This window comes from Mycoplasma collis ATCC 35278 (genome assembly GCF_000701825.1).
Taxonomy (GTDB): domain Bacteria; phylum Bacillota_I; class Bacilli_A; order Mycoplasmatales; family Metamycoplasmataceae; genus Mesomycoplasma_A; species Mesomycoplasma_A collis.
Window position 1 is genome coordinate 1 of the sequence record NZ_JNJY01000021.1, and the last position, 12,858, is coordinate 12,858.

The window sequence follows — 12,858 nt, forward strand, 5'->3', positions numbered from 1 at the left end:
ATATACCTATTTTATTGTTTTCATTATCAGATAAATAGAGCCCTTCAGCATTAATAATATTTAAATTATTTTTAGTAAAACTCACAGGATATCTATAAACAATATCTAATTTTTTTTCAGTTTTTGAATCAAAATTCAAAAAAGCTTCTCTAAATTTTTCAATACATTTTTTATCAGGACAATTTTTATCATCAATAAAAACTGTTGGTTTTGCTTCATAAGTAAAATTAATTATTTTAAATATAGAATTATCATTTTTAATAAAATTTAAAAATTTATCTTTATCATTCTTATTTTCGAAATAGAATCATACAATTGGAGATAATTCACTAATTTTTGAATCTTTTATATAATTAATTTTTTCTTTAATTAAATTAATAAATTCATTGTTTTTGTTTGTAAAAAACTTTTTATTTTCATTTATTGTTTCGAAATCTTCTACTTCGTAATTTAATAATAATTTAACTTCATTTATATTAGTAATTTCATCATCGATCTCATTACCAACATTTAATGGAGAGTATTTTACAATTTTTCTTTCAATTATTTTTTCATCTTTTAATTCATCATTAATTAAAATATTTTTTTCTAATTTAATATTTGTGCTAAAACTAAATGTAAATGCTACGCCTGTAAAACTTAAAAATAATGTTAAAAATTTTAAAATTTTTTTCTTTTTCATAATTACTTTCAACAATTCACTATAATTAAATTATAAAACACATTAAATGATTGGTAGATTAATTATTTAATAAATTAATGAACATTAAAAATTTAAATTATTTTTGATAATAAAGTGTTATTTTGATTTATTTTTTTGAAATTTACTTAAATCTTTATAGCGATAATAAAATATTATTTACATTTATTAAAAAGATTTTAAAAAAATAAAAAACACCAAATGGTGCTTTTGTTTTAGTTTTTTAAAAATTTAATTAATTATTCTATTTTTTATTTTTAGGACAAAAAAAGTTAATAATTTTTAAATTAAAACAATAAATAAAAAATTAAAATGATTTTTTAAGCAATATTTTTTTATTTTTCTTTGGAATTTTTTTGATTTTAATTTTATAAAACTTAAATCAAAAAAGACTTGTTAATAAAGGCGTTACTACTGCTAAAGTAAATAAAATTAAGTCAAAAAATATTATAATGACAAAATTTTTACCTTTATACATAAAAGGTCTTAAAAAATTAGAAAATCTATAAATGGAAACACCATCATAAAATTTTATAACTTCCCCTTTTTTATTCATGTATTCTCAATAACCTAATGTACTTGAAAAAAGAATAGCTTGAAAAATAAAATAACTAAAAAAATAAATTGAGGCTATAAAAATAACTTTTTTTGTAATTAAAATTTTTCTTCTTAATAAAAATAAAGATATAAAACCTAAAACAGGATTTATAAAATGTACGTTAATTGAAGTAATAGCGCTATAAACATTAGTTCAATTTGAAAAAAGCGCTATAAGAGTTCAATAAACTAAAAAAGTAATGCTTATAAGTGAAACAGTTGCGAACAAAAATTGTTTCGCTTTCATTGAATTAGGCAATAATGCAACTGATAAAATTGCAAAAGCTAAAAGAAAATTAGTTTGATAAGTAAAATAAAAAAATGTTGTTCATTGTCCAAAAACCACATCAATATCTACAATTTTTTTATGAATTGAATATGGTTCATATAAAATAATATTTTTTAATAATGAACAAATGGTTAAAAATAAAACAATTAACCCGAAAATTAACAAAATTTTATTTTGTTTTTTGTTTAAATCAATAAATTTATTTTTTATTTTGTCTTTCATAATTTACTTATTATAAGTGTTTTTAAAAAAACGAAAATAATTTTTTATATAAATTTAAAAAAAATAAAAATTTTACTTGTTGTTTTTTAAAAATAGTATATAATAATTTCAAAGTAGCCATAATAAAGGGGAGCACCTGATACCATTCCGAACTCAGTAGTTAAGCCCTTTGATGCCGACGATACCTGAAATATGGAAAAATAGGAAGCTGCTTTTTTTTATATTTTAAATTTATTTTGAAGTGAGGAATTATGACTTTTAGTCATCAAATTAAATTAGAAGTTTTAAATAAAAAAATGAAAAAAACTGAATTAGTAGCTTTTTTTAACGGTTTTATTTACACAAGTTGTGACTTAAATCAAAATTTTTTTTTGATTAAAATTAATAAAAAAAATATTTCTGATTTATTGAAAAATAAACTTGATTTATTAAAAATTCCTTATTTTCAATACCCGAAAAATATAAATTGATTCACTATTCAAAAAAAAAATATTAAATTAGAAAAGCAAATAAAAAATCCTCGTTATTTTTTTGCTGGTGCTTTTTTAGCTGGTGGAAATATTTCTAATTTTGATTCTACATCTTATCATTTAGAAATAGCAACGATTAATAAGCATATTGCGAATTTAATGATTGAAAAGTTAAATCAATACGATTTTAATTTCCATTTAATTACTAAAAAAGATAAATATGTAATATATGAAAAAAAATCAGAAAATATTTTAGATTTTTTAAATGCTATAGGAGCTATTGAAAATTTTAAAACTTTTTTTGATATAAAAATTTTTAGAGATATAAAAAATAGTGCTAATAGAATGGCTAGTTTAGATGTTTATAATCAACAAAAATTAGTAAATGCATCAAGTCAAATTATTGAAAATTTTGATTTTGTTATAAAAAATAAGCTTCTCCATTTATTTAAAGATGAAGAAATATTGTTTTTTAAAATCAAAAAAGAAAGTCCTTTTTTAAATTTAAACGAAATAGTAGAACTTTTAGCAACTAAGCATAATATTATTAAAACTAAAAGTGCTTTAAATCATTGAAATATTAAATTAAAAAAAATCGTTAAAAAAAACCAAGTAATATAATATAATATTTTATAAATTTTCATATATAAGGAGTATAAAATGCTTGATAAAACAAAAAAAATAGGTTTTTTTACAGCGCTAGCAATGCTGATTGGATCGGTTGTTGGAGTTGGGATTTTTTTTAAAAATAATTCTGTAGCCAAGGCTGTTGATAACAATGGTATCACTTGATTATTAACTTGAATTTTAGGTGGTGTTGTATCATTAGCAGCAGCTATTAATTTTTCAGAAATTGGAACTTTAAAATTATCAAAAATTTCTGGAATAGCTTCTTGAGCATATAAATTAAATGGATTAAAATCTTCATATGCAATAAAAATTACTTGAGTATTATTTTATTTAGGTCTTCTATTCACTGTTTTTGGTACATTTGTAACCGAAGCATTCTTTTTCTTTTTACAAGCAGTAGGAGCGTTAGAAATGTCGAAAATTCCATTTTTCGTCATTCCTTTAATTGGAATTATTTTTTCAGTGTTTTTTGTTACTGTTAATGTATTATCGCTAAAAACATCTTCTATAATTCAAATAACAACAGTTATTTTAAAATTCTTACCTTTAGTATTTACAATGATAGTTGGAATTATCTTTTTAAATACAAATAATAGTGGTGAACAAAGTTTCAATGCTTTTGTAAAATTTACAAAATCTTTTTCATTTAAAGGAATGATTATTGCATTACCTTCTGTATTGTTTGCTTATGATGCCTTTTTAACTGTTGGTTCTATAACTTCCAAACTTAAATCACCAAGAAAAAATCAATTTCTTGTAACTTTAATTGGAATGATAACAATAATAGTGCTATATTCACTTATAGCAGTTTCATCTATTTTGCATAATCAAGGAACTATTCAAGGCTTATTGGAGACTTCTTTATCACAAAATGTAGCTAAATTCATTGTTCCAATAATTGCATTATTTATTTTTATATCAGTATTCGGAACTTTTAATGGCTTTACTTTGGTTCTATTGTTAGAGGTAGAAAATTCTGTTGATATCGAAATTCTTTTTGGTTCTAAATGAATAAAAAAACATTTTTCTCAAAATTATAGAAAAATTATATATTTAATTGGAATTTATACTTTTTGATTTTTAATTATTATTTTACCATCTTTAATTCTGCAAAATGATCGTATCATCGATGGAATGAGTAATTTTCCAACTATTTTTTACTTTAATATTTATGCATATTTAGTTATAAGTTATTTACTAAAAAGAAATAAAATGAATGAAACAAGAAAAATAAATAGTATTTTATTTTATATTTTTGCTTTTATTTTCATATTAGGTATAGTGGTTGTTGAAATTTCATATATTTATGTCTTGTTTAATAATTTATTTGATTCCAATTTTGTAGTTCCATGAGGATTTTTTATGGATGGAGGAAAATTAACAATAGATCAATTCCCAGCATATAGTTTATTATTGATTTATATAATGATGTTAGTTTTCTTTATTTCACTACCATTTTTAAATTTTTACTTAGAAAAATTAATTTTTAAACATAATAATTTTAAAAATTTTGCTCAAAATATTAAAGTATCAGAAAAAATAAAACAAGATTAATTTAAATGAATTATTTAAATAAATAATATATTTTATAAATAAATAATATATTTTAATAATTTAAACAAAAATAAAAAACAAAAAACAATAAAAAAACAAAAAATAGGGTTTTTTAGCTATTTTTTGTTTTTTTTACTTTTTTAAGTTATTTAAAAAAATTACTTTTTTTATAATATAAAAAATAAATTTTTATTGAAAGGAGAAAATGTCGAAATTTGCAAGAACAGTTCTAGGAGATATCAATCCTAAGGAATTAGGTGTGGTTGATTGTCATGATCATTTAATTAAAAATTATGGTCCAGAAGCGCATGAACATCCTGATTTTGTTATGATGTCAGTAGATGCTGCAATAAAAGAAATGGAAGAGTATATCGCTAAAGGCGGAAAAACAATGGTAACAATGGATCCGCCTAATGTTGGTAGAGATGTGCATAGAATGTTAGAAATTGCTAACAAATTAAAAAATAAAGCTCATATAATAATGGCTACAGGTTTTCATAAAGCTAAATTTTATGATAAAGGAGCTTCTTGATTATCATTAGTCCCTATTGAGGATATTACAAAAATGGTAATAGCTGAAATCGAAGAAGGAATGGATGAATATAACTATAGCGGTCCAGTTGTAAAAAGATCTAAATCAAAAGCTGGAATTATAAAAGCGGGAACAGGTTACGGTGCTATTGATAGACTTGAATTAAAATCATTAGAAGTTGCTGCTCGTTCTTCAATAATAACAGGAGCACCAATTTTAGTTCATACTCAATTAGGGACAATGGCTTATGAAGCTGCTCAACATTTAATTGATTTTGGAGTTAATCCAAGAAAAATTCAATTATCACACTTAAATAAAAACCCAGATCCATATTACTACGAAAAAATTATTAAAGAATTAGGCGTATCACTTTGTTTTGATGGCCCAGACCGTGTTAAATATTACACTGATGCAACATTAGCTGAAAACATTAAATTTTTAGTGGATAAAGGTTATCAAAAACACATTACTATATCATTAGATGCAGGAAGAATTTTATATCAGAGAAATTATGGTCTTACCAAAGGAAAACAAACATTTGGATTAGGTTATTTATTTGATAGATTTATTCCTTTATTAAGACAAGTTGGAGTCAGTCAAGAAGCAATCGATGATATTTTAATTAATAACCCAAGAGAAATCTTAACTTTTGACGAAAAAAGAACCTTTGATTATTCAAAAGTAAATCCTAGAGTTCTTGAATTGAAAAAAGAATTAAAAGTAGAATATTTTCCAAATTAAAATTAGTTATAAATTAAAAAAAGGAAATCAATGAAAAAATTTTTAGATAAATCAAAAAAATCTAAAAAAGTTATTGGTTGAGCAATATTTTTACTAATAAATTTCATTATTATTTTAACTGCTTTATTAGTAAAAGCTTCACAACAAAAGTGAAGTTCTACTGCTTGAGTAAATGCATTTAACTTTGTAGTTAAAGATATTTATCTTAATAACTTTTTAGGTCAACCAGCACTTGTATTAGGGTTTTTGGTGTTCTTTGGTTATATTATAATTGGCCGTGGCCTTCGTGAATCATTTATCGGAACACTTAAAACAATTATTGGTTATTTATTATTAGGGATTGGATCCGGAACACTTGTTGGAATGGCTAAACCAATTTTTGACAACATTAGAAGTTTGGGAGCTGGAGATATTGTTCCTTTAGATCCTTATTTTGCACTAGCAAATGCTGATAGCTTTTTAAAAGGCGGGCTTTTATCAGCTATAGCATTTACTATGATTGTTGGATTTATAATAAATATTATTTTAGTAGCGCTAAAAAAATGAACCAACATCAATACCTTGATGGTCACTGGTCACATTATGTTACAACAATCAGCTGTTGTAACAACAATTTTCTATGTTTTATTATTTAGAGGTTATGACTGAGATGCACTTGGTGTGCAAATACCTTTAATTATTATGTCAGGAATTTTTGTTGGTACTTATTGAGCTGTAGGTTCTTCTTCTACACTTAAAATTACTAACGAAGTTACTGAAAATGCAAATTTTGCAATCGGACACCAACAAATGTTCGGAATTGCAACTTCTTATAAATTAGGAAAATTCTTTGGTAAAAAAGAAGATTCAGCAGAAAATCGTAAATTACCAAAATATTTAAAAATATTCGAAGATAATATTTTTACCCAAACATTAATTATTTTGGTTTTATTTACAATTTTATTTGCAGTTCTAATGATTAGCAAACCTGGAATTGTTAATGATAAATTTAATGCCTTTCAAGCAATAAAAGATGAAAAAGGAAAGGTTATTTTTGGAGGTGGTCTAGATGTTTGAAATGGAACATTTAGAAATGCTAATATTATTTTCTTAATTATTGGTGGATCATTAAGAATAGTAGCCGCTCTTTTAGCACTTATTACAGGTGTTAGAATGTTTATTACTGAATTACAACAATCATTCCAAGGGATAAGTGAAAAAATTATCCCTGATTCAGTAGTAGCTGTAGACGTAGCTGCTGTTTATGGATTTAGTATTAACTCTGTAACATATGGATTTTTATCTGGGGTTATTGGACAATTTTTAGGAGTATTTTTAATCATTGGACTTTCAGCTATCCCAGGACAAAATTTTGTTTTAATTACTATTCCATTATTTATTACTTTATTTTTCAACTCAGGTTCATTAGGTGTATATGCTAATGCTTCTGGAGGATGAAAAGCATCTTTATTAGTTCCCGGAATTATTGGATTTTTAGAAATTGTTGTAATTTCTATCGCCCTTAATGCAATTGCTAGTCAAGGTAATAATTACTTTATTAAAGAAGAGTTTGAAAAAGAGAATATTGTAACTTTAAATCCTGTTAAAGATGGTTATATAGGAATGTCAGACTGAACACTATTTTTTGGATTATTTTTACTTTTTTCAGCTTGAAATATTTATTTAGGTTGAATTATGGTAGTTCTATTAATAATTGGTCTAATTCTATTGGCTCAAATTATAGATACAGGAATTCAAACCAAAGCAACCTTTTTACAAAGATTGTTAAAAATCAAACCCCAATTAATTAAATTGGATAAATAAATTAAAATTAATTTTTATAAAATATGGAAATAATTTAGCTTTTGCTAACTTATTTCCATATTTAGAAAGAGGAAAAAATGGCACAATTAAAAATCATAGCAGCATGTGGTAACGGAATGGGCACTTCAATGCTAATTAAACTAAAAGTTCAAAAAATAGCAAAAGAATTAGGATTAGATGCTTCTGTGGATGCTCTTAGCATGGGCCAATCTAAAGGAATGACAAATTCTGTTGATTTTATTATTACTTCAATTCATTTAGCGCCTGAATTTAGAACTGATCAAAAAGCTAAAATTGTTGGTGTAAAAAATTTAATGAATGAAACTGAAATTAAAGAAGCCTTTAAAAAAGCATTAGGAATGTAAAATGTCTAAGATTAACTTATTAGAAATTTTAAAAAAATATGACACTGTTAATTTAAATTTAGAAGCTAAAGATTGACAACAAGCTGTTTATTTAGCTACTAAACCATTAATTGATAAAAAAGTTGTTTTAGATTCTTATTATGAAGCAATTATTGAGAGTACTAAAAAACATGGACCTTATTATATTATAGCTGATAACTTAGCTATGCCACATGCTTCAAGTGATTCAGGAGTATTAAAAAATGGATTTTCCTTAATAACATTAAAAAATCCTGTTTATTTTGAAAATGATGAGCGTCCTGTAAGAATTCTTATTACTCTTGCAGCTACTTCTTCGGAAGTACATACTTCTGAAGCTTTACCGCAAATTGCAGCTGTATTTGAAGAAGAATCGACAATTACTGAAATTTTAAATGCAAAAACTAAAGAAGAAGTTTTTGCAATTATTGAAAAAATTGATTTTACAAAATATTTATCATAAAAATAGTAGATAGGAAAAAATGCCTTTACCTTTATTACAAATAGCACTAGATAATTTAACTATTGAAGATGCTATAAATTCTGTTAAAAAAGTTGAAAATGAAATTGATGTTATTGAAGTTGGAACTATTCTTTTAGCTTCTGAAGGAAAAAAAGCAATAACCGAAATCAAAAAACATTTTCCAAATAAAATTATTGTTGTAGATGGAAAAATAGCTGATGCAGCTAAAGTTTTTGGAAAAATGTTTTATGATCATGGAGCCGATTTTACTACAGCAATTTGTGCAGCTGAAAATGAAACTATTAAAGAACTTGTAACATTAGCTAATAGCTATAATTCTAATAAAGAAGTTCAAATAGAAATGACATCAAATTTCAGTTGATCACAAGTTGAAGAGTGAAAAAAAAGCGGAGCAACTCAAGTTGTATGACATCGTGCACGTGATGCTCAAGCCGCTGGAAAAAATTGATCAGATAAAGATTTGGAAATAGTTAAAAAATTAGCTGATATAGGATTTAAAGTTACAGTAACTGGTGGTGTTAGTGTTGCAGATATTAAATTTTTCAAAGATATAAATATTTATATCTTTATAGCTGGACGTTCTATTAGAGATGCAAAAGATCCGCAAAAAGCAGCAAAGGAGTTTAAAGATGAGTTTAAAAAATACTGAAAATAGTCGTTTTCTTGGTATCTATGAAAAAGCAATTAATGCTAAATTTGATTGAGAAGAAAAAATTTTAATCGCTAAACAAGCTGGATTTGATTTTATTGAATTAAGTATCGATGAAAGCGATGTAAGACTTCAAAGATTAGATTGAGAAGATAAAAAAATTAATAAATTAAAACAAGTTTTAAATTATCATAATTTTTATTTTAATTCTATGTGTTTAAGTGCACATCGTCGTTTTTCATTTGGTTCTAAAGATCCTAAAAATAGAGAAAAAGCTTTAGAAATAATGGAAAAAGCTTTAATACTTGCTAAAAAACTAGGGATTAGAATTATTCAAATAGCTGCTTATGATGTTTATTATGAAAAATCAAATCAAACATCAAAAAAACGTTTTATTGAAGGAATGAAAAAAGCCGCTGAATTAGCCCAAAAATATAGTATTACTTTAGCTTTTGAAACAATGGATACTCCTTTTGCTGGCACTATAAGTAAATGTATGAATTTTTTAAAACAAATTAACATGCCTAATTTTTATATTTATCCAGATTTAGGTAATTTATCACAATTTACTAAAGATATTGAAAATGAAATAACTTTAGCTAGTGATAAAATTGTTGCTTTCCACTTTAAAGATACAACAAAAAAAGTTTTCAAAAAAGTGCCATGAGGGGAAGGGACTGTAAATTTTCCAAAATCTCTTAGAGCAATTAAAAAAATAAATTTTAAAGGCCCAATTTTAATCGAAATGTGATCTGAAAATAAAGAAAATGAAACATTCGAAGAAAATGTAGCTAAATTAGTTGCAGCTAAAAAATTTTATAAATTACAGTGAAAGAAGGCTAAAGGTGAATAAAACTGAAATAGAAGCCTTAAAAAAAGAAGTCTATGAAGCGAATATGCTTTTATATAAATATAAATTAGCTATTCACACATGAGGGAATGTCTCTAAAATATCTTCAGATCGTAAATATATGATTATAAAACCAAGTGGTATTAGTTATGAAAAAATGACTTGAGAAGATATGGTGGTAGTTGATTTAGATAATAATGTAATTGATTCTAAAAATAATCCTTCCACTGATACACCAACTCATACAATAATTTATAAAAACCAACCCGAAGTAAAAGCAATTATGCATAGTCATTCTCCATATGCAACAGCTTTTGCACAAGCTGGAAAAGATATTCCTTTATTAGGGACAACTCATGCTGATAATTTTTATGGCCCTGTCCCTTGTACAAGAGAATTAAGTGATGATGAAATTAATGGTGAATATGAACATAATACTGGAGTTGTTATTTTAGAACACTTTAAAGCTAAAAAACTTAGCTTTAAAGCAATGGGAGCTGTGCTTGTAAAAGAACATGGGCCTTTTTGTTGATCATCTAAAAGCGCTAAAGATGCAGTAGATTTAGCCCTAACATTAGAACAAGTTGCTAAAATGGCATTATTTAGTCAAATTATCAATCCACAAAAACAAAGTGCAAATTTAACATTACAAGAAAAACATTACCAAAGAAAACATGGCGTAAATTCGTATTATGGACAAAAAAAGCCTAATTTTAGTATTTTAAAAGATGTTGATGTAATATTTAGCGACATGGATGGTACTTTATTACAAAGTGATAAAACTATTTCAAATAATAGCCTTAAAATAATCAAAAACTTACAAAATAACCAAAAACTCTTTGGAATAGCCACTGGAAGACCATATTATTTTTTAAAACAAGAAATTGCTTTATTAAATCCTGATTTACCAATTATTTCATGTAATGGGGCATTAATTTATGATTATAAAAAAAATGAATTAATTTACAGTAATTCATTTAGTGAAATGCAAAATGAAACAATAATCAATATCTTAATTAAAAATAATATAACATTCTTAATTTATAGCACTAATAAAATGTATGGTTATAGTAATCAAAAACATTCTAAATGATTTGATTGAATTAATGCTTCTAATGAAACAAAATCACCACAATATAGAAGTGATTTTGTTGCGATAAATAAAATTGAAACTCAAAATTTATTGAAACAAAAAATAGATATTGTTAAATTTTTAATTATAAAAACAGACAGTAATAATGATGATTTAATTCAAGCTCAAAAAGAGCTTAAATTAATTGAAGAAATTTATCTAGTTCAATCACACAAAGATGTTATTGATATTATGAAAGTAAATTCTACTAAAGGAAACGGAATAGAGATTATTGCTAAAAAATTTAATTTAAATCTTAATAAAACATTAGTTTTTGGTGATGAAAATAATGATATTTCAATGTTTGAAAAAGCAAAATTTTCAGTAGCAATGTTCCAAGCTAGTGATCTTGTTAAAAAAAGTGCAACTTTTATAACTAAATCAAATGATGAAGATGGAATTAGTTATTTTATAGAAAATAATTTATAATAATGCCAAAAATAATCAAAATAAACCATAATAATGATGGTTTTTGAATTCTTCCTTCATTTTTAAGTATTTTTAGCAAATCCATTAAAGCTTCTACAATGCAAAAATTTCACACGTTAGATACTTTAATAGCAAAAACTGAAATTTATAAGAAAGAAGCAATTTTATCATTTAATGGTGATGAAGATTTTTCAAAATTTAACAAATGCTTAAAATATAGAAAAATTAATTTTACTATCAATTATAATAACTGAGTAAAATTAGATAAAAATGCCATTATTACTTTCAATATTAATGAAAATATAAAAGTTCATTTAGATTTTAAAGGTTTTAGACTTTTATATCAAGGTCGCATCCCTTTTTATTCTTTAGAATGATATAAAAAATATTATGATAAAAATAAAAAGTTTATTGATAAAGATAATATACTGAATATTAAATGAACATATTTAGGTTGAGATTTATTATAAAAACAAAAAACAAAAAATAGCAAAAAAAGCATATTTTTTGTTTTCAAATTCTATTTCTAAGTGCAACACATTTAAAATTTTTAAAAAAGTAATAAAATTTTAAATGGGAGGCACCTTTTTTTATATAAAAAAAGCTCCCCCCATTTAAAAAAAGGAGAACTATGAATAATAATTATACAGTTTATAATTATACTAAAAAATATTATATTTAGATAAAAATAAAAGATTAATAATTGAACATATGCTTCAAAAAAATAAATCATTGAGACAAATTGCAAAAATTTTAGGTGTTAATGTTTCAACAGTTAGTAGAGAAGTTAAAAGAAATTCGCATCATGAATATGGTTATTTAGCAAATTACGCTAATTATAAAACTAAAAAAAGAAAATATCACAAATGATAGTGAATAAATTTTGTGGGGAAGTTTAAAATAATAAAAATATTTTTTAACCTCGTTGAAGATATTATAACATAAAAAAAATAAAGTAGTGTGTTTTTGTTAATAATTGTGGTCAAAGTCTTGCGCGTGCACGCGCACCTTTAAAGGCCGGAGCAGAGGGGCATAATTCTCTTAAACAGAGATGCCAAAAAAAACAACTTATATTACAAAGTAATATAAATTTATCAAAAAATCATTATTAACAATTATTAACAAAGTGACTTTATTAGGCATTTTGTTAATAATTGCATTATTTTTTATGCTTTATAATACATAGTATTATAGATTTGAACTATCAATTATTAATTTTTTAATAACTTATTTTATTTCTCAAAAATACTGATTTTGATTATCTAATTATTTTTGTTAAAAAAAATCAATCATTTTATCATTTTTTTGATTTAAAAAAATTAAATTTTGAAATGCTATTTTACTAAAACAAGTGAATTTTTTTCTTGTATTTTTTTTAACAAAATGAGAAACA

General features: G+C 24.0%; 12 protein-coding genes, 1 rRNA gene and 2 pseudogenes. 13 read left to right on the forward strand and 2 right to left on the reverse strand.

The annotated features are described in order from the left end of the window. Positions 1 to 682 (reverse strand): hypothetical protein (locus tag T403_RS0103555; protein ID WP_033161445.1); only part of this gene is annotated, 682 nt, incomplete at its 3' end. A 325-nt stretch (positions 683 to 1,007) separates the two neighbouring features. Further along, complete coding sequence (locus T403_RS0103560) at positions 1,008 to 1,808, reverse strand: MAGa3780 family membrane protein (RefSeq protein WP_033161446.1); 801 nt, start codon at positions 1,806 to 1,808, stop codon at positions 1,008 to 1,010. Positions 1,809 to 1,917: 109 nt separating this feature from the next. Here T403_RS0103560 and rrf point away from each other — a divergent pair. The 13 genes and pseudogenes from rrf (at position 1,918) to T403_RS04390 (ending at position 12,338) form a co-directional block, all read left to right on the forward strand. Further along, a 5S ribosomal RNA gene (gene rrf / locus T403_RS0103565) occupies positions 1,918 to 2,025 on the forward strand. Between the two features lie 34 nt (positions 2,026 to 2,059). After that, on the forward strand, positions 2,060 to 2,899 hold the full coding sequence (gene whiA / locus T403_RS0103570) for a DNA-binding protein WhiA (protein ID WP_033161447.1): 840 nt from the start codon (positions 2,060 to 2,062) through the stop codon (positions 2,897 to 2,899). 39 nt (positions 2,900 to 2,938) lie between these two features. Then, positions 2,939 to 4,462 carry an APC family permease gene (locus tag T403_RS0103575; protein ID WP_033161448.1) on the forward strand — a complete coding sequence of 508 codons (1,524 nt, stop codon included), beginning with the start codon at positions 2,939 to 2,941 and terminating at the stop codon, positions 4,460 to 4,462. 205 nt (positions 4,463 to 4,667) lie between these two features. After that, on the forward strand, positions 4,668 to 5,735 hold the full coding sequence (locus tag T403_RS0103580) for a phospho-furanose lactonase (protein WP_033161449.1): 1,068 nt from the start codon (positions 4,668 to 4,670) through the stop codon (positions 5,733 to 5,735). 30 nt (positions 5,736 to 5,765) lie between these two features. Next, on the forward strand, positions 5,766 to 7,538 hold the full coding sequence (locus T403_RS0103585; RefSeq protein ID WP_033161450.1) for a PTS ascorbate transporter subunit IIC: 1,773 nt from the start codon (positions 5,766 to 5,768) through the stop codon (positions 7,536 to 7,538). Between the two features lie 77 nt (positions 7,539 to 7,615). Continuing rightward, on the forward strand, positions 7,616 to 7,903 hold the full coding sequence (locus T403_RS0103590; RefSeq protein ID WP_033161451.1) for a PTS sugar transporter subunit IIB: 288 nt from the start codon (positions 7,616 to 7,618) through the stop codon (positions 7,901 to 7,903). A 1-nt stretch (position 7,904) separates the two neighbouring features. After that, a complete protein-coding gene (locus tag T403_RS0103595; protein WP_033161452.1) occupies positions 7,905 to 8,384 on the forward strand; it encodes a PTS sugar transporter subunit IIA in 480 nt (159 codons plus the stop codon). A 19-nt stretch (positions 8,385 to 8,403) separates the two neighbouring features. Then, positions 8,404 to 9,060, forward strand: a complete 657-nt coding sequence (locus T403_RS0103600; protein ID WP_033161453.1) for a 3-keto-L-gulonate-6-phosphate decarboxylase UlaD — start codon at positions 8,404 to 8,406, stop codon at positions 9,058 to 9,060. Continuing rightward, positions 9,035 to 9,907, forward strand: coding sequence for an L-ribulose-5-phosphate 3-epimerase (locus T403_RS0103605; RefSeq protein ID WP_033161454.1), 873 nt, complete (start codon positions 9,035 to 9,037; stop codon positions 9,905 to 9,907). Before T403_RS0103600 ends, T403_RS0103605 begins: the two co-directional genes overlap by 26 nt. Next, positions 9,900 to 10,610: pseudogene (locus T403_RS04625) on the forward strand (L-ribulose-5-phosphate 4-epimerase); the annotation flags it as partial. The gene T403_RS0103605 and the pseudogene T403_RS04625, both read left to right, overlap by 8 nt. A gap of 42 nt (positions 10,611 to 10,652) precedes the next feature. Further along, positions 10,653 to 11,465, forward strand: a pseudogene (locus T403_RS04630) (HAD family hydrolase); the annotation flags it as partial. Positions 11,466 to 11,467: 2 nt separating this feature from the next. Further along, the gene (locus T403_RS0103615) at positions 11,468 to 11,935 is read left to right on the forward strand and encodes an MPN499 family protein (RefSeq protein WP_033161455.1); all 468 of its coding nucleotides are present in this window, start codon (positions 11,468 to 11,470) and stop codon (positions 11,933 to 11,935) included. 208 nt (positions 11,936 to 12,143) lie between these two features. After that, on the forward strand, positions 12,144 to 12,338 hold the full coding sequence (locus T403_RS04390; RefSeq protein WP_276211253.1) for a helix-turn-helix domain-containing protein: 195 nt from the start codon (positions 12,144 to 12,146) through the stop codon (positions 12,336 to 12,338). Positions 12,339 to 12,858 lie beyond the last annotated feature (520 nt).